The 18,269-nt window shown below is 44.9% G+C and carries 18 protein-coding genes and 2 pseudogenes; 11 read left to right on the top strand and 9 right to left on the bottom strand.

Translation table 11 applies throughout. The annotated features are described in order from the left end of the window. The 4 genes from M1D94_RS00690 (at position 1) to M1D94_RS00675 (ending at position 3,181) form a co-directional block, all read left to right on the top strand. A complete protein-coding gene (locus M1D94_RS00690) occupies positions 1-306 on the top strand; it encodes a YxcD family protein (protein WP_021481035.1) in 306 nt (101 codons plus the stop codon). Positions 307-487: 181 nt separating this feature from the next. After that, on the top strand, positions 488-1,054 hold the full coding sequence (locus M1D94_RS00685) for a CGNR zinc finger domain-containing protein (protein ID WP_172861450.1): 567 nt from the start codon (positions 488-490) through the stop codon (positions 1,052-1,054). 136 nt (positions 1,055-1,190) lie between these two features. Beyond that, the gene (locus M1D94_RS00680; RefSeq protein ID WP_250503708.1) at positions 1,191-1,679 is read left to right on the top strand and encodes an HPP family protein; all 489 of its coding nucleotides are present in this window, start codon (positions 1,191-1,193) and stop codon (positions 1,677-1,679) included. A 116-nt stretch (positions 1,680-1,795) separates the two neighbouring features. Next, complete coding sequence (locus M1D94_RS00675) at positions 1,796-3,181, top strand: sugar porter family MFS transporter (RefSeq protein ID WP_021481038.1); 1,386 nt, start codon at positions 1,796-1,798, stop codon at positions 3,179-3,181. A gap of 42 nt (positions 3,182-3,223) precedes the next feature. Here the strand turns inward: M1D94_RS00675 and htpG are convergent, their stop codons facing one another. Continuing rightward, a complete protein-coding gene (htpG, locus tag M1D94_RS00670) occupies positions 3,224-5,104 on the bottom strand; it encodes a molecular chaperone HtpG (RefSeq protein WP_003243561.1) in 1,881 nt (626 codons plus the stop codon). Positions 5,105-5,271: 167 nt separating this feature from the next. Further along, positions 5,272-5,523 (bottom strand): hypothetical protein, encoded by a 252-nt coding sequence (locus tag M1D94_RS00665; protein ID WP_014481429.1) that lies wholly within the window; start codon positions 5,521-5,523, stop codon positions 5,272-5,274. Positions 5,524-5,639: 116 nt separating this feature from the next. Here M1D94_RS00665 and M1D94_RS00660 point away from each other — a divergent pair, with 116 nt between their 5' ends. Beyond that, positions 5,640-6,461, top strand: coding sequence for an SDR family oxidoreductase (locus M1D94_RS00660; protein WP_064671723.1), 822 nt, complete (start codon positions 5,640-5,642; stop codon positions 6,459-6,461). 29 nt (positions 6,462-6,490) lie between these two features. On the opposite strand, the gene M1D94_RS00655 is transcribed toward M1D94_RS00660, so the two are convergent. Further along, positions 6,491-7,633, bottom strand: coding sequence for a TetR/AcrR family transcriptional regulator (locus tag M1D94_RS00655; RefSeq protein ID WP_161619222.1), 1,143 nt, complete (start codon positions 7,631-7,633; stop codon positions 6,491-6,493). Positions 7,634-7,775: 142 nt separating this feature from the next. Here M1D94_RS00655 and M1D94_RS00650 point away from each other — a divergent pair, with 142 nt between their 5' ends. Together M1D94_RS00650 and M1D94_RS00645 are read left to right on the top strand one after the other, a co-directional pair. Then, positions 7,776-9,113, top strand: a complete 1,338-nt coding sequence (locus M1D94_RS00650; RefSeq protein ID WP_128740869.1) for an aldehyde dehydrogenase family protein — start codon at positions 7,776-7,778, stop codon at positions 9,111-9,113. Positions 9,114-9,276: 163 nt separating this feature from the next. Further along, positions 9,277-9,743, top strand: a pseudogene (locus M1D94_RS00645) (RDD family protein). A gap of 42 nt (positions 9,744-9,785) precedes the next feature. On the opposite strand, the gene M1D94_RS00640 reads toward M1D94_RS00645, so the two are convergent. Together M1D94_RS00640 and M1D94_RS00635 are read right to left on the bottom strand one after the other, a co-directional pair. Then, positions 9,786-11,018 (bottom strand): outer membrane protein assembly factor BamB family protein, encoded by a 1,233-nt coding sequence (locus M1D94_RS00640; protein ID WP_456270524.1) that lies wholly within the window; start codon positions 11,016-11,018, stop codon positions 9,786-9,788. 100 nt (positions 11,019-11,118) lie between these two features. Next, positions 11,119-11,544 (bottom strand): DUF5391 family protein, encoded by a 426-nt coding sequence (locus M1D94_RS00635; protein ID WP_021481044.1) that lies wholly within the window; start codon positions 11,542-11,544, stop codon positions 11,119-11,121. A 254-nt stretch (positions 11,545-11,798) separates the two neighbouring features. Here M1D94_RS00635 and M1D94_RS00630 point away from each other — a divergent pair, with 254 nt between their 5' ends. Continuing rightward, positions 11,799-12,254: an RDD family protein gene (locus M1D94_RS00630; RefSeq protein WP_015250840.1), complete on the top strand. Its 456-nt coding sequence runs from the start codon at positions 11,799-11,801 to the stop codon at positions 12,252-12,254. A 29-nt stretch (positions 12,255-12,283) separates the two neighbouring features. Here M1D94_RS00630 and M1D94_RS00625 read toward each other — a convergent pair whose 3' ends face one another. The 3 genes and pseudogenes from M1D94_RS00625 to yxaF form a co-directional block, all read right to left on the bottom strand. Beyond that, positions 12,284-13,492, bottom strand: a complete 1,209-nt coding sequence (locus M1D94_RS00625) for a DUF418 domain-containing protein (protein ID WP_032725023.1) — start codon at positions 13,490-13,492, stop codon at positions 12,284-12,286. Positions 13,493-13,599: 107 nt separating this feature from the next. After that, positions 13,600-14,611: pseudogene (gene qdoI / locus M1D94_RS00620) on the bottom strand (quercetin 2,3-dioxygenase). A 93-nt stretch (positions 14,612-14,704) separates the two neighbouring features. Further along, positions 14,705-15,280 (bottom strand): transcriptional regulator YxaF, encoded by a 576-nt coding sequence (gene yxaF, locus M1D94_RS00615; RefSeq protein ID WP_032725021.1) that lies wholly within the window; start codon positions 15,278-15,280, stop codon positions 14,705-14,707. A gap of 130 nt (positions 15,281-15,410) precedes the next feature. On the opposite strand from yxaF, the gene M1D94_RS00610 reads away from it, so the two are divergent. Continuing rightward, entirely contained in the window at positions 15,411-16,481 is a 1,071-nt protein-coding gene (locus M1D94_RS00610; protein ID WP_049140847.1) for an SDR family oxidoreductase, read from the top strand. Between the two features lie 56 nt (positions 16,482-16,537). On the opposite strand, the gene M1D94_RS00605 is transcribed toward M1D94_RS00610, so the two are convergent. Continuing rightward, the gene (locus tag M1D94_RS00605) at positions 16,538-16,969 is read right to left on the bottom strand and encodes a MarR family winged helix-turn-helix transcriptional regulator (protein WP_003243994.1); all 432 of its coding nucleotides are present in this window, start codon (positions 16,967-16,969) and stop codon (positions 16,538-16,540) included. Positions 16,970-17,195: 226 nt separating this feature from the next. On the opposite strand from M1D94_RS00605, the gene M1D94_RS00600 reads away from it, so the two are divergent. Both M1D94_RS00600 and M1D94_RS00595 read left to right on the top strand, forming a co-directional pair. Beyond that, positions 17,196-17,588, top strand: a complete 393-nt coding sequence (locus M1D94_RS00600; protein WP_077670851.1) for a CidA/LrgA family holin-like protein — start codon at positions 17,196-17,198, stop codon at positions 17,586-17,588. After that, entirely contained in the window at positions 17,570-18,262 is a 693-nt protein-coding gene (locus tag M1D94_RS00595) for an LrgB family protein (protein ID WP_077670850.1), read from the top strand. The genes M1D94_RS00600 and M1D94_RS00595 overlap by 19 nt, the downstream gene beginning before the upstream one ends. Positions 18,263-18,269: the final 7 nt, after the last annotated feature.

Below are 18,269 nucleotides of genomic sequence, written 5' to 3'. Positions count from 1 at the left end.
ATGAGATTAATATTAAATGAGCAAGAAATTGTAGACGGAATTTGCGTGTATATTTCCAATGAAGAAGATATCTACCCTGAAGACGTTGAAGTAAAGGAGCTATCTTATAACAAGCGTACAGGGTTCTTCGCTGAAGCCACATTTGGCCTGCACCACAAGCAGCTTATGTCAGATGACATTTCAGAAGGCATTATTCAGTTCTTAGAGGAATACCACAACTTCAATCCGGACGTTACCGTCGTTGAATTGCAATTTGATAAGAAAAAAGGCTTCTCCGCCTTGGTTTTTGTCAACGAGGACGAATAAAAACCAAAACCTTACTCCGGGTGAGTAAGGTTTTTTATAATGGTTTTCCAGTAGACAGGTAGAGCATCTCCCCTTTAATCAGCAGACCGCCTGAGAGATAACATGCAAAACCTCCTTTTACTCATATCCTTGCGTCAAAAAGGTTTTGGCGCTTACAATGATTTTGAAAGGAATGATCACAATGGCAAATGCTCAATTCCCTCTTATCACACAAAACCTTTCTCTCGATCTCGTGAATACTGAAATTGTAAGCTATGATAAACGGCACGATCTCATCCAGTCAGAAAAAGATCTGATGGCATGGTTTGAAATAATGGGAGAAACTGCTCCTTTTCTCAATTCTTTGACGCTACAGGAAGTCCGAGGACAATTGCAGCGGATTCATCAATTCCGGGCTGAGCTGAGAAAACACTTTGAGCGTATCGTCGAAGGCAGTGAACCCTCTCAAGCTTTTATCTCTTTCCTGCAAGATCAAATCGCCGCCGCTCCCTTTTCTTATCAAATCATAGATGACAAACTAGCCCGCATTCCGAATGGAAAACCAGATGATTCCATTTTATCGCTTATCGCTTACGATGCGTTGTGGCTGATTCATACAAAAGAAATTCAACAGCTGAAACGGTGCGCAAACGAAAAGTGCATTTTGCTTTTTCTTGATAAAACAGGAAGGCGAAAATGGTGCTCCATGAAGATATGCGGCAACAGGCATAAGGTTTCACGCCATCAGAAAAAAATGAATCATGAGTAAGAATCCGTTCCCCAGCGAACGGTTTTTTTATTGACTCAAAAAACTAACCTCTAAAAATAAAATTGACAGGTTAGTTTTTAACTATTATTCTATACATACTGGAGGGATAAATTTGGAAAACAACTTCTTTTTTAAAATGAAAGGAAATGGAAAAACACCCTTGCAGGTGAACGGCAAAGATGCTGTTACAGGGCTTATCGGAGGATTTATTACCATATTGACACTGGCTTCGTTGACCGCTTATACATCAAGCTTATGGTTAATGGCGCCTTTTGGAGCGAGCTGTGTGCTCGTATTCAGCGCTTGGAATGCTCCATTATCACAGCCAAGGAATGTGATTGGCGGCCATTTTATTTCCGCTCTTACTGGGATTGTTGTCCTTCACATATTCGGCGCCCACCCATGGACCTTTGCATTGGGGACAGGGCTTGCTATTTGCTTGATGATGCTGACCAAAACCACTCATCCTCCTGCCGGTGCAGATCCGATTGTCGTCATTCAAGGTGCATATGCTTGGAGTTATTTAGTATTTCCCGTACTCATTGGATCTGTCATCATCGTGATCATCGCTCTCATTATTAATAACTTACGCAAAAATCGCCAATACCCAGCATTTTGGCTTTAATGTTTTCGTTTGTTCAAAACAAATGTTTCAAATGAGATAGGAAATGGGTACTAATCTATTAACTTTGTTATACATTTTAGATACTCATTGGCTCAACAACTGAGGAGGAGACATTTGTGAAGAAAGACACAAGGAAATATATGATCTACTTTTTCGGCGCTTTAGGGGGACTGCTATATGGTTACGATACAGGCGTTATCTCCGGAGCACTCCTGTTTATCAATAACGATATTCCTTTAACGACATTGACAGAAGGATTGGTTGTCAGCATGCTGCTCCTTGGCGCGATTTTCGGTTCTGCCTTGAGCGGCACATGCTCAGACCGCTGGGGCAGGAGAAAGGTTGTATTTGTCCTTTCCATCATTTTTATTATCGGTGCGCTCGCTTGCGCATTTTCTCAAACAATCGGCATGCTGATTGCATCTAGGGTGATACTCGGGTTGGCCGTCGGCGGTTCAACGGCACTTGTGCCCGTGTATCTTTCCGAAATGGCACCGACGAAAATTCGCGGGACACTCGGCACAATGAACAACTTAATGATTGTCACCGGGATTTTGCTCGCCTATATCGTTAACTACCTGTTCACACCATTTGAAGCGTGGCGCTGGATGGTCGGTCTGGCCGCAGTGCCTGCCGTGCTTCTATTAATCGGCATCGCGTTCATGCCGGAATCGCCAAGATGGCTCGTGAAGCGCGGCCGTGAAGAAGAAGCGAGACGAATCATGAACATCACTCATGATCCCCAAGACATCGAAATGGAATTGGCAGAGATGAAGCAAGGGGAAGCAGAGAAAAAAGAAACGACACTCAGCGTCCTAAAAGCCAAATGGATTCGCCCCATGCTTCTGATTGGCGTCGGCCTAGCTATTTTCCAGCAGGCTGTCGGCATTAACACGGTCATCTACTACGCGCCGACCATTTTTACGAAGGCCGGTCTTGGCACGTCAGCTTCCGCACTCGGCACAATGGGAATCGGCGTCCTTAACGTCATCATGTGTATCACTGCCATGATCTTAATTGACCGTGTCGGACGCAAAAAACTTCTGATCTGGGGAAGTGTCGGCATCACACTGAGCCTTGCTGCTTTATCAGGCGTGCTCCTGACACTGGGGCTTTCCGCATCAACAGCGTGGATGACAGTAGTCTTTCTCGGCGTCTATATCGTCTTTTACCAGGCGACATGGGGTCCTGTAGTGTGGGTGCTCATGCCTGAGCTCTTCCCGTCCAAAGCGCGCGGAGCCGCGACAGGGTTCACGACTTTGGTGTTATCGGCAGCCAACCTGATCGTGTCGCTCGTCTTCCCGCTGATGCTAAGCGCAATGGGCATCGCATGGGTCTTTATGGTTTTCTCAGTCATTTGTCTTCTCTCATTTTTCTTCGCTTTCTACATGGTGCCGGAAACCAAAGGGCGAAGCTTGGAGGAAATTGAAGCAAGCCTGAAAAACCGGTTTAAAAAGAAGAAAAGCACCCAAAACCAAATGCTGAATGAGCGTACATTATAAAAAAAAGGAATCGTCTCCTTATGGGACGATTCCTTTTTCTGTTTACACCATGACCTTGCAAATATTGTTCGTAAATTCCACAGGGTCCTGAATCGGCAGGCCTTCGATGAGAAGCGCCTGATTGTACAGAAGGTTTGTGTACAGGCTCAGCTTCTCTTTATCTTGTTCAAACGCGTCCTGCAGCGTTTGGAATACCTCGTGATTTGGGTTGATTTCCAGCACTTTTTCCGCCTTCACATTTTGGCTGTCAGGCATCGCGTTTAAGATTTTTTCCATCTCAATTGTCACTTCGCCGTCAGCAGCAAGGCAGACTGGATGTGATTTAAGCCGTTTTGAGATTCTGACGTTTTTCACTTTGTCTGACAGAATGTTTTTCATTTCCTCAAACAGATCCTTATACTTGCTTTCCTCTTCCTCGGACTGCTTTTGATCCTCATCCGTGTCTATGCCAAGGTCTCCGCTTGATACGGACTTGAATTCTTTTTCCTGATAAGAAGCCAGCATTTTAATTGCAAACTCATCGATGTCCTCAGTAAAGTAGAGGATTTCATAGCCTTTGTCCGCCACCATTTCCGTTTGCGGCAGTTTCTCAATGCGGTCGTAAGAATCACCGGTCGCGTAATAAATGAATTTCTGCTCCTCTGGCATTCTGGAAACATACTCGTCTAAGCTGACCAGTTTTTTCTCTTTTGAAGAGTAGAATAATAGGAGATCCTTCAATTGATCCTTATTCGCGCCAAAATCATTGTACACGCCGAATTTCAGCTGTCTGCCGAACGACTTGTAGAACGTCTCGTATTTCTCGCGGTCTTTTTTCAACAGGCTTTGCAGCTCGCTTTTGATTTTCTTGCTGATGTTTTTCGCGATCAGCTTCAGCTGGCGGTCATGCTGCAGCATTTCTCTGGAAATATTCAGCGACAGATCCTCAGAATCGACCATGCCCTTCACAAAGCTGAAGTGGTCCGGTAGCAGGTCTGCGCACTTATTCATGATCAGCACGCCATTGGAATACAGCTCCAAGCCTTTCTCATATTCCTTGGAATAGTAGTCAAACGGCATGTTTTCAGGGACGAATAGAATCGCGTTGTAGCGAACGGCTCCATCCACACTAATATGAACGTGTGTCAGCGGTTTATCAAACCCGTAATGCTTTTCAGCATAGAATTTTTCATAATCCTCATCTGTCAGCTCGCTTTTGTTTTTTCTCCAGATCGGCACCATGCTGTTGACCGTCTGCTCTTCCTGCACCTCTTCAAATTCATTTTCGCTGCCTTCCTTCGGCTTATTAATGGTTGTATCCATTTTGATCGGGTAGCGAATGAAGTCGGAGTACTTCTTGATGATCGCTTTTAAACGATATTCCTCTAAAAACTCGTCATAGCTATCATCCTCTGTGTTCTCTTTGATTTTTAGAATAATGTCTGTACCGACAGAATCCTTTTCACACGGCTCAATCGTATAGCCGTCTGCACCCGCAGACTCCCATTTATAAGCCTCTTCGCTGCCAAGCGCTTTACTGATGACTGTCACGACATCGGCAACCATAAATGCCGCGTAAAAACCGACACCGAACTGCCCGATAATGTCATGTCCGTCTTTCAGCTCGTTTTCCTTTTTAAACGCGAGGGAACCGCTTTTTGCAATTGTTCCAAGATGCTGTTCAAGCTCATCCTTTGTCATTCCGATCCCCGTATCAGAGATGGTTAATGTTCTCGCATCTTTGTCAGCTGCGACCTTTATGTAGTAACTGTCTTTATCAAACGTAAGCGCATCGTCCGTAAGCGCTTTGTAATAGATTTTGTCAATCGCATCACTCGAATTGGAGATTAACTCGCGCAGGAAAATTTCTTTTTGGGTATAAATGGAGTTAATCATCATATCCAGCAAGCGTTTAGACTCTGCTTTAAACTCTTTTTTCGCCACTCTTGATCGCTCCTTTACCATTATGTAAACCCTTTTCAGCATCTATTTATCACATAAGATGACAATTGTCAATTAGATTGATAGATGCATATATATGTAAATTTAACATTAGTTGGATTTGTTTTCACTCTTTTTCTCACTCATTCTCATAAAAAAGAGAGGCTTCATCATCCTCTCTTTTTTTCTGTGTCATTCCAGCGGCCAAACTCCCGCTTCATCCATATATGCACCGGGTAGAAAAACAAACCGAACGGTATTAAAAACAATAGATTATGCCATGAAGCATTCAGAAATGCGCTTGCAGTCACCGGAAACGTAATCTCTTGCAATAAAAAAGAGATGACAGTCAGCACAACAAATGCAGATGGAATGGTAATGAAGCAATAAAACTTGAGCTCCTTCTTATGCTGTACCTTCAAACATACAAACCTCCCAACAATTTCTAATTCATCTTAACATATGCCGGCCTTTCTTTTCTCGCATGTTTATCACTGCACATAGCGGGAAGACAAATAGAAAAAGGAGGTCTCGTATCATGGGAAGACTTGAAAACAAAACAGCAGTGATCACAGGCGCCGCGACAGGCATTGGGCAAGCGACGGCAGAGGTTTTTGCCAATGAAGGCGCGCGTGTGATCATCGGAGATATCAATAAAGATCAAATGGAAGAAACAGTTGACGCAATCAGAAAAAACGGAGGACAGGCCGAATCCTTTCACCTCGATGTGTCAGATGAAAACAGTGTGAAAGCATTTGCTGATCAAATCAAGGATGCATGCGGAACGATTGATATTCTGTTTAATAATGCCGGCGTTGATCAGGAAGGCGGAAAGGTGCACGAATATCCGGTTGACCTGTTTGACCGCATTATCGCCGTCGACCTGCGCGGCACGTTCCTTTGCAGCAAATATCTGATTCCGCTTATGCTCGAAAAAGGAGGCTCCATCATCAACACCTCCTCCATGTCAGGCCGTGCCGCGGACCTTGACCGCTCCGGCTACAACGCAGCAAAAGGCGGCATCACCAACCTGACAAAGGCGATGGCGATCGACTACGCACGGAACGGCATCCGCGTCAATTCCATTTCACCGGGTACGATCGAAACCCCGCTGATTGACAAATTAGCAGGCACCAAAGAACAGGAAATGGGTGAAAAATTCCGCGAAGCCAACAAATGGGTCACGCCGCTCGGCCGCCTCGGCCAGCCGAAGGAAATGGCGACAGTGGCCCTGTTCCTCGCGTCAGACGACAGCTCATACGTCACAGGAGAGGACATCACCGCAGACGGCGGCATCATGGCATACACATGGCCAGGGAAAATGCTGATTGATGAGAAATGGAAGAAAGAAACGAAATAAGAGAGGGGATGTCCCTCTCTTTTTGTCTTTCAAAGCAATACAACCTTATACTTTTTCACATCCAAAAACTGCAAAAATTCCCTCGCCAGCACTTCAGGCGGATGCGCCTTTCCTTCATCCAGCCGATACAAAAGCAACCCAATAATCATTGCGGATACATAATGGGCATAAAGCTTTTTCTCTGCGTGAATATCAGTTTGCTGATGCAGATAAAACGATTCCAGCGCTTTGAACATATCAGGTATCACATGAGGAACACCCCATTCCCGATTGAGAAAATGGACAATGGGCATGTTTGACAAAGCAGAAAGCAGACTGGCGAGCGCCTTCTCCGCTTCCTTTAAGGAAAATTCATTCGGGCTGGAGGCAATCGTCAGGTGATCAATGATCTCCGCACATGATCGCTGTATCATGGTTTGGAGCAATTCCTCCTTATTGGCATAGTGATCATAAAAGGTTGCACGGCGGATATTGCTTTTCCGGGTAATATCCGAAATTGTGATGGCTGCGTAGTCTTTTTTCTCCGCCAGCACGTCCAGAAATGCCTTCTGGAGCGCCTCTCTCGTTCGAACCACACGCCTGTCGATTTGCTTGTCCTTCTCTCGCTCTCCTGGCACAGCTTGTCCAAACAGCCAATAAAATCTCTTTTGAGAAACAAGCTCCCATACCTTTTGGCTGATAGCTTCCGGAGTCGCGGCCGCATCCTCATTCAGCCAATACAGGATAATCGCGTACGTGTACAAGGCCCGGTAATGTCCGTAAATTTCCCGTTCGATCGGCGTCAAATTCACATGGACCGGAGTCAGCAGAACATCCTGCTGAAACACATCCCTAAAAAAACGATGGAAATGCTCTCTGTTCATCATCACAGAAAAAAAGGATCGATGCTCATGAACAAAGGACAGCGTCGGATGCACCGTTTGCCGTTTTTTGTTCAAATGAAGGGTATCCATATGACTGAAGGCGTCAAAAAGCGCTTTGCCCAGTCCTTCCTTCATGTCTTCGATCACATCCTCAATGATTGAAAACTTATCCTCATAATAAAGGTAGAGCGATCCGCGGCTCACTTTGGCCTTCTCAGCGATTTCTTTCATTGTGATGTGTTGAATATCTCTTTCTTTCAATAAAGCCAGCAGCGCCTCTTTCACTTGAGCTTCGGCAGATTCCGGCACAAAAGACACCTCCAATCATTAGACAGATCTTAGATATATGTACGGTAACGTATAGATGGTTCACCGTTGTCTTTCTTACAGAAAAGGTACCACCTTATAATAGGTCCGAGAAAAGAAGAAAGCAAATGAGGGGGATTTTACAATGGAACAGCAAGTAAAGGACGACATCCAGCGTGTCTTTCAGCTTCAGAAAAAACAGCAAAAAGCATTGCGCGCTTCAACAGCGGAACAGCGGAGAGAAAAGCTTCAACGCTTTTTAGATTCCGTCATCGCCCATGAAGAAGAAATCATCGAAGCGATCCGCAAAGACGTCCGCAAACCATATCACGAAGTCAAAAAAGCGGAAATCGAAGGAACAAAAAAAGCGATCAGAGATAATATGAATAACCTGGAACAATGGATGGCGCCTAAAGAAGTCGGTTCATCGTTAAGCCCTGACGCAAACGGAATTCTTATGTACGAGCCTAAAGGCGTCACACTCATCCTCGGCCCGTGGAACTATCCGTTTATGCTGACGATGGCGCCACTTGCCGCTTCTCTCGCAGCCGGAAACAGCGCGATTGTGAAGCTGTCCGATTTCACGATGAACACGAGCAACATTGCCGCTAAAGTGATAAGAGACGCTTTTGATGAAAAAGAAGTCGCGATTTTTGAAGGAGATGTTGAGGTGGCAACCGAACTACTTGATCAGCCGTTCGACCATATTTTCTTCACTGGAAGCACAAATGTCGGGAAAATTGTCATGACAGCGGCTGCCAAACACTTGGCATCTGTCACACTTGAGCTTGGCGGCAAGAGCCCGACGATCATTGACAGTGAATACGATCTGATGGACGCAGCGAAAAAGATCGCCGTCGGGAAATTCGTAAACGCCGGCCAAACCTGCATCGCACCTGATTACCTGTTCATTAAAAAAGACGTTCAGGACAGGTTCGCGGGGATTTTACAAACAGTCGTCAACGCTGGATTTATGGAGGATGATCATACCCCAGACCGCAGCAAATTTACGCAGATCGTCAATGACCGCAACTTCAACCGCGTCAAAGATCTGTTCGACGATGCCATCGAAAAAGGGGCGGAAGTGGTGTTCGGCGGCGTATTCGATGCCAGCGACCGCACGATCTCGCCAACCGTTTTGAAAAACGTCACGCCTGACATGAAAATCATGCAGGAGGAAATCTTCGCACCGATCCTGCCAATGATGAACTATGAAGACATCGACGAGGTCATCGATTACGTAAATGACCGCGATAAACCGCTTGCACTTTATGTGTTCAGCAAAAACCAAGACCTGATTGACAACGTCCTTCAGCACACGACATCAGGAAATGCGGCCATCAATGATGTCGTCGTCCATTTTAGTGACGTCAACCTGCCATTCGGCGGCGTAAACACAAGCGGAATCGGCTCCTATCATGGGGTATACGGATTCAAAGAGTTTTCTCATGAGAAGGGTGTATTTATTCAAGCCTCCAAATAATCGTAACGAAGAGAATCTGCATCATCTTGCAGGTTCTTTTTTTATCTTTATATCACCTAAATAAAGAGATTAAAAGTGATAAAATACCATTTTTACTACGAGACCAAACCTGCAGCCTCTAACGTATAATATCCCAGAAAACTTCAAAGGAGTAAAATGATACATGGAAAAACCAGCAGGATTTTGGATTCGGGCAGCCGCCTCTATTATTGATGTATTTATTATAGCTATATTCTCTTTCATTATGATTTTATTAACACCTTCATTGTGTTGCCACTCATTGATGCAGCAGGTACACACATGTCAGAAGCCCGATATGAGTTTTTCATGTTGATCATTGGCACAATCCCTGTTTTGGCCATCATATTTATTTTCGCTATTCTTTACTATAGCTTGCTGACTTCCTCAAACATGCAAGCAACATTGGGAAAAAAACTCATGGGCATCATCGTTGTCAATCAGTATGGCGAGCGAATTTCATTTTGGCACAGCTTTGGCCGTTTTTTCGCTTACATACCATCCGGAATTTTGTATATCGGTTACATTATGGCGGCTTTCCCCTCTAAACTGGCATTACACGATTATATTTGCGGGACAAAGGTTGTCTATAAAAATAAGTATCTTGATTGATCAAAAAACAGGCTGCCGAGTTAACCTCGCCAGCCTGTTTTACTATTTCCCAAAAGCCATCAGCTTCGTATAACTTCCTATATAAAGCGTTCCGTCCTCAGCGAGCTGAGGAGAAGACACGACGTTGCTGTCGGTTTGATAGCTCCATAATTCATTGCCGTTTGCGTCTGCCGCATAAACCTTCATATCATCTGACCCGAAATACACCGTTCCCTTCGCGTCAATCAGCGGCGCCGTTCTGACAGGGCCGTCTGTGTAGAATGACCAGTTCATATCCCCGTTTTTGCTGATGGAAAACAGCTCGCCGCTTCCTGAGCCGATGTAGATATTGCCATTATGATCAATCGCAGGAGATGAGCTGGAGAACCCGTTTAACGGGAATGTCCATTTCAAACTGCCTGTTGATGTATAGGCATACAGCTGTCCGTCTTGGTTGCCGGCATAAACGTTGCCGTCCTTATCAATCACCGGATATCCTTTAAACGCATTTGACGTCGTTCTGGACCATTTCACCTGTCCGGTTCCGGAGTTGATCGCATAAAACACGTAATTATATGTGCCGACATACACGGTGCCGTTTTTGGCAAGCACCGGCACAGAGCTGACGACACCATTTGTTTTCAACTTCCAGCGCTCTGTCCAGGTTGATTTTGACGTCGGTTTGATCGCGTGAACATAATTATCAAGTGTTGAGAAATACAACGTCCCGTCTGAACCGATCACAGTTTCAGAGCTTGGCCCGCCGCTTAACGGAACCGTTGTTAAAATTTCTCCCGTTTCTTTGTCAATAAAATAAATCTTTTTGTCATAGGATGCCAAATAGATAACGCCGTTGGTCCCAAGTACAGGAGATTGCGTATATGTTTTTCCAAGATTGCCAGTCACCCATTTGACTGAGCCGTCTGGATTAAAGGCTTTCATTTCCCCGTCTCTGGAATGAAGATATACTGTGCCGTCTCCGTCAATCACAGCCCCCGCTCCATTTTGCGGAGTCGTTCTGATGTCGTTTTGCCATTTCAGCGTCCCGTCTGTATTTCCGGCGAACCGGCTTTCGCGTGACCAGTTAAACATGGCAGGCGCCATCGCTTGTACATCATATCTTCCTGGCAAAAAGCCAGATGCTCCATTATTTTGAGAAAACACCGTTTCCGCCGCATAAGCAGCTATCGGCTGAAGCACTTTGGCAGTGGGCACATCAGAAACAGCGCCGGCCGAAACAGCCGCCGCCACCGCAGCTCCCGCAATCAAAGCTTTCATACGAAATGACTTGACCATCATTGAGACCCCCATTATATGTAACTTCTAATTTGTGACCATCATAACATATTCATCCATTTTATAAATCTATTTCACAAAACCATCACAAACTAGAAAACTATGTAAGTGTATGCGCAGACGTTTTTTCAGCACCCGGCCGAAATGCAGACACAAACCAAATGACGTTGACAGCAGCCGCAGCGAGACTAATTCCGAAAACAAAGATCACCTCAGAAAGCAGATGGTCACTAAAGAAACTAAACATCAAGATAAAACCGGCCGAAGACAAATGAATCAAAAGCCCGAAGCCGCAAAGCACCGCCATGACATACCTCATTGCATCGACTCCGAGCATATAAACGAGAAATGGAATGAAATACAATACAAGGATCATACCGACAGCTGACCACATGCCAACTGAATTAAACTGATTGGCCGCCGCTCCCGTTCCGGCCAGCGGCGAAAGTGAAGCCGCCACGATCACAGCACAAAAAAGAAACGCAGAAATGGCTGTCATGATCGCCACGCTGTTTTTTCTAGACATCAAACTCCTCCTTAGATAGAAATATTAACCTTTTCATTATAAAAGAGCTGTGTAGAAAATTCATTATTTATTAAAAAATTCCAGAATGCATACACAAATGCTATGCTTCTTTCTAGTATATTTATATAGTAAAAAACAAAGGATAAAAGACTCATTTTTCTGTAATATCAGGATTTTATCACCATACCATATTGCATGTACTTGTTTTTCAAAGTATACTATTCCAGATTAATTCAGAGGAGAGAGAAAAATACATGGAAAAACCAGCAGGATTTTGGATTCGTTTTTTAGCTTATTTTATTGATGGCATTATTGTATCTGTTCCTAGTTATATTATTCTATTTGTGATCAATTCTGTTTTTGTAGCTGGGGCTGTGGCAACAAACCCTTACATGACGGAAGAAGAGTATTTAGTGAAATACATGACGCTTGCATTTTTGCCTACTATGCTGATCATGATCGTCATCAGCGTATTATATTACGGGCTGCTCACAGCTTCTAAAATGCAAGGCACACTTGGCAAAAAAATTCTTGGCCTGAAAGTGGTCAATGAACAAGGCGAACGGGTTTCTGTCGGACAGGGAATTGGCCGTTACTTTGCCTATATCTTATCTGGAATCATCTTTTATATCGGGTTTATCATGATCGCCTTTGGAGAGAAAAAAGGCCTGCATGACATCATTTGCAAAACACGTGTCGTGTATAAATAATAGAAAAAAGTCTAGACGCCAATAGGCATCTAGACTTTTGTTTTCTTTACAATAGGCTGCCACGACAGATACGTAGCGCTTCTCCACAGCCACTCAAACGGCCCCATCCGAAAGACACGAAGCCAAAGGTGGCTGAAGACCATTTGAACGGCACAAACAGCAATTGTAATGAGCACGCCCGCAGCAGGGTACACTTTTCCATACAGGCCCAAGCCGTAATGATAAAAAATCCAAGTACACACAATAGACTGCATCAAATAATTGGTAAATGCCATCCTCCCAACAGCGGAGAATGATTGCAACACTGTTCTCACTTTTGTTTTATGATAAAGATAGACAACCGTTGTAACATAGAAAAACATGAGGAAAGGCGCGCCAATCAGCAGAAATAGTTCCTTTTCCGTTACACTGTACAGCACATGGGCGCCGATGCCGATGACAAGCCCAGCCATCCATAATCGTTTTAATCCTTTGCGATGCTTTTCCGGTTCATGCAAATACCGTGATTTTGCTGCCGCAGCTCCCAGCAAAAACATGCTGAAATATGGAATGGATGCAAAGAAAAAGTTGAGCGGATTATACGTAAGCATGCCATTCGAAGACATGTAAACAAGACGATCATGGATCCGTTGTTCTGCAATGTCCCTCAGGCTGCCGCTTCCATAAACATGAATCGCTTGTTTTGCCTGCTGTGTTACCGCTTGTACCCATTCCTGTCCGTTTGATTGATCAAAACTTGTCAACATGAACGGAATGGAAAACAGAAGATACAAAGAGACCGCCCATATCAGCAGTGTTTTCGGCTTTGCTTTTCGAAACAAGAGCAGGACAAAACCGAGCAGGGCATATTCTGTTAAAATATCCCCGTCCCATATCAAAAAGGCATGAATCGTTCCAAACAAGAGAAGCGCCATTAACCTTCTCACATATAACGGAACAAACCGTTTCCCTTTGTTTTCTGCTCTCTCCATCATGACAACCATGCCAAATCCAAATAAAAAGGAAAACAATAAAATACATTTTGTTTGAATGAAGAATTTCAGTATGTCTGCGGCGGCAAAATCAGCTTCAGACCACTTATCCATGAAAAAATTCTCTTTTCCAAGCATAGACAAATACATATCCGGATAACTAAAATGTGCCAGATTGACAAATAAGATGCCGAAAATCGCCATTCCTCTCAGCACATCAAGCACACCGATCCGCTCATTTGTTAAAGTCGGCTGTAATGAAGACATAGCCATCACGCTCCTTTTTTCTGTACCTTAAGGGTATGAAAAAATGAAGCGCGGAAACATCGATTTAGGTGTCAGGCCGGCATGAAAACCTTACAATCTTGTCATCTTTATGGTTTCATCACCTTTAAATCTAATGCTTCGATATTCTGCAAAACGCGATCAAAGCGCAAAGCCTGAGGCTCACATGGGAAGATGTGGCCTTCATACGGGTCGCCTAACGTCCGGAAAAACGGTTCAAATAAACCAGGAACCAATACGCCCACCATCTTTGTATAGTAAGAATCAAGGCGATAGGAGTGAACGGTATTTGCAGGGACATGCAGGAAATCTCCCGGATTCAGCTGAATTTCCTGGCCATCTGCCCACATCGTCATCTGACCTTCAAGGCAATAAAATGTTTCTGTATGATGTTCATGGTAGTGATCAACGATTCGGTCACCTTTAGGGCCTTCAGAGGATACGACGATAAACTGGCCATCTGTATTTTTTTGTGCAGCCACAATGCGGTGAAGCTGATCTCCAGTCAACAGGCGATCTCCTTCTCCAGATTCAAGAACGTATGGAACCGCTCCATCTGGCAGCTCTGTAAGTTCCGCTAATTTGGCCGAACATGCAGGCTTTCCTTCATCTAGAAATACAATGTCCGCTACAGCGGCTGCTTCTGCAAATCGCTCGTTTGAGACTTCTTCGCTTGCGTACGGCGGATGTTCAGCGTGATCATACGGATTCCCAATAACGGAATACAAGTGCGCTACGTTTCCTTTCATCGTAAGATACCAGTCTTGTTCTGTGGCTCTGCATCCGGTAGCTGTGCGGTGTTCCCGCCGGAATGTTCGCATAATCACCTGATATTAATAAATAGCGTTCACCATCAAGTGTCAGTTCCAGTTTCCCGTCCAAAACGAGAATTCCTTCATGTGTGTCCTTGTGGACGTGAAGCGGAAAGGCATCTCCTTTTCCCCCGGAAAGAAGCACGATCTCAAACAAATCACCTGTGCTCCTCCCATTCGCCATCACCGTGGCAACCTGTCTGCCGAACAGATAGCGCTCGCCTTCTCCGCTCCGGAGCAAATAAGGCATTTTTTCTTTAGGCAATGAATGTGTACATAATGTTTTCATATTATCGCTTCCTCCAATTTAGACCAGTCTATATATTATCATTTATTTGTCTAGACCGTTCTATATAATTGTAGGAGAAAGGATAACAAAATGCTACCCTTTTTTTCTCACCAGCACTGGTATTTGTTCGGCAATGAGAAGAAGAGGCGTTTTGTCTTTATTCGTTAACGAAAGCATGATGCCGCCCTCAATCATCGAATTAATCAGCGTTCCAAGCTGATTTGCTTCTTCTTCTGCAAATCCGTTTTCCATTAATTTTCTGGCAAAAACCGCTTCCCAGCTTTTAAACACCTTCATGCAAACCGTCCGCAGCGGTTCACTGATTAACGCTGTCTCACTCGCCAGCAAACCGACTGGAATACCTTTAATGCTTTCTGTGTTATCAAATTGGCTGGCTGTTTTTTTGATAAAAAGCTGAATCGCTTCAACAGGATCAGAGGATTCATCCATGCTTTTCTGTATCAGATGTTCAACGATCTTACCTGTATATGTAACCGCTTCAATTGCTAGTTCTTCTTTGCCCTTCGGAAAAAAGTGATAAAGCGATCCCTTAGGAGCACCGCTTTCTTTTACAATCTGGTTCAAACCTGTCGCGTGATATCCTTGCAGCTGGAACAGACGTGACGCCGTGTGAAGGATTTTTTCACGTGAATCTCCTCTGCTAGTCATTAAAACATTCCCTCCTAGGTATGGTAGAGCGACTTATATAATATAAAAAAGAACCCTGTGATTGTCAAAAGGGGTAAGACCCTTCCGGATGGGGTAATGTACAAAAACAGCGTCTAGGAGGGATCTCTCAATGACAATCGATCATTCAGTCACGAATACAGAACAGCTTGAACGACAAAACCCCGCCATAAAAACAAAGCTCAAACTGAAAAAGCTTAAGGATCAGGTGATCGTCATTACCGGCGCTTCAAGCGGTATCGGACTTGTCACGGCGAGAATGGCAGCTGAAAAAGGCGCAAAGGTCGTGGCAGCAGCGCGAAATGAAGAGGCGCTGAAGGAGCTCACTGATGAACTAAAGGAAAAAGGGCACGACGCCATATGGGTAAAGGCGGATGTCGGAAAAGAAGAGGACGTCAACCGCATCGCAGAAACCGCGATCAGCACATTCGGCCACTTTGACACATGGGTCAACAATGCGGCCGTCTCGACTTTCGGACATGCCATGGACGTCACCGTCGAAGACATGAAGCGCATGTTCGACACAAATTTCTGGGGACCTGTTTACGGAACAAGAGCGGCTGTCAAACACTACACCGGCAGAGGTGTGCCGGGCGCACTCATTAATGTAGGAAGCCTGTTCGGAGACAGGGGAACGGTCATTCAATCCACATATGCGTCTGCCAAATTTGCGCTTCACGGCTGGACGGAAAGCATCCGAATGGAGCTCGAAAAGGAACAGGCGCCCGTCTCGGTAACGCTCATCCACCCGGGCAGAATTGACACACCTTATAACGAGCATGCGCACAGCTACCTCGACAAACAGCCGGCTCATTACCGCTCCATGATCTATCCACCGGAAGCAGTCGCCGAAGCGATCCTGTTTGCCGCCGAACACCCTAAGCGCGACATGTACATCGGCTCACAGGCCAAAGCCATCGCCATGCTGGGCGCGCTTTTCCCTCGTCTGACCGACAGACTGATGGAAAAAATCATGTATCACAGCCAGCATGCCGAAAGACCGTCCAAACCGCGAGAAGAAAGCGCTCTTTATGATGCGGGCTGCGGTATGCATGACAGAGGCACAAATAAAGGATGGATGAGGTCAAGAAGCTACTACACAAAAGCGACGAAGCGCCCCATTGTATCGGCGGCTGTTGTTGCCGGACTAGTGGCTTGGGCTGCCGCCAAACGATGCAGATAATCTCTGACCATAAGAAAAACCCATGCTGTTCCAGCGAACCATGGGTTTTTCAGCAGTTAATCGATAAAAGCCTTGTTCATACGCTGCAGCAGCTCGCCAAACATCTCTTTTTCCTGTGTTGACCATTCTTTCAGCATCTGTTCATAACGTTCAAGGCGCTTTTGCTGATCGGCTTTTAATAGTTGTTTGCCGAGTTTTGTAATGGTAAACAGGCTGACTCTCCCATCAGACGGGTCTGAGAAACGATAGATGAGCTCCTTTGCCTCTAATGCAGCTGCTTGTCTTGAAAGAGTAGAAATATCAAGCTTAAACGATTCAGCCAATTCCTTAACACGAGCAGGCCCAAACTCATCCAATTGTCTCAGTAATAAGTACGAAGATCTCTCCAAATTCCCTGTTCTTTTCTCTGATTGATCCAGATAAACAGCTCTCCTGATAAAAGTCGTCAGCTCATATTCAATTAATTCAACTGGATTTTGATTTTGCAATCGCTCTCGCTCCCTATTCCAATCTCCGGCATTGACAACATCATATATACTTGTATAATACAAATGTACATTAACTGAATAAATACAAGTCGTTATATGAATAAATCAATCATTATACTTGTATAGTACAATCATATAAAAAGAAAGTAAAGCGATTCCTCAGAACCATCCTAGAAGCAAGCACCAGAAAGGAGGAAGCTGTTCTGATTGGAGAGCAGCACTTGATGTGAAAGTCATACGAATTATCTTGCAAGTGTTGATATTATATGTATTTTTTATGATCGGGGAAGCCATTCAGCATCTGTTTCATTTACCTGTATCAGGAAGCATCGTTGGATTGGTATTGCTTCTGATCTGCTTGGGCCTCCGTATTGTTCCCGTCTCCATCATTGAAGACGGAGCAGGGTTTTTATTATCCTTCCTTCCATTGTTGTTCATCCCGGCAATGACAGGAGTGATAAACTATCCGTCTCTCATTTCATTCAATGGTCTGATGCTGCTGATTACAGTCGTTCTGAGCACCATCGTCACGATCATTGCGGCTGGATTCGCCAGCCAGCTATTAGAGAAAAAAGCAAAAAAACGGGAGGAGAAAGAGAAATGCAGCAAGCATGTATAGCGATCATTATAATTCTTTTAACAGTTGCCGCTTATTTAGCGATGGTCAAACTCTATAAGCGATTCCCGCTTCCATTTCTTATCCCCGTTCTCACAACGACCATTTTGATTGTAGCGGTTTTGACGATGTTCCATGTTTCCTATGAAGGCTATATGATCGGGGGGAAATGGATCAATTCTTTGCTTGGGCCGGCTGTTGTGGCACTGGCCTATCCGCTATATAAACAATGGCATATCATTGTCAAACATTGTGTTCCCATTTTAGGCGGCGTCCTGGTCGGATTATGCATGGGAATGATCAGCGGGCTGATCTTCGCAGAAGCATTCGGGATTGATCATGATCTCTTATTATCCATTCTGCCAAAGTCGATCACAACCCCTGTCGCTATTCAGATCGCCGCCGGTCTTGGCGGCGTCCCTTCCATGACAGTCGTATTTGTCATGATTGCGGGCTTTTCAGGCGTCATCCTCGGGCCTCTTTTCCTAAAATGGCTTCGCATACGCAGTTCCCTTGGACAAGGCATTGCATTAGGAAGCGCCTCCCATGCACTGGGTACCTCCAAAGCGTTGGAATATGGGGAATTGGCCGTATCCATGAGTTCCGTCTCCATGACGCTTTGTGCGGTGCTCGGCTCATTCTTCGGCCCGCTCGTCGTCTGGCTGTTTCATATTTAACATAGAA

The organism is Bacillus sp. JZ109, assembly GCF_053903135.1.
Note: the sequence above shows the minus strand (reverse complement) of the source record. Positions and strands in the feature narration are given on the sequence as shown.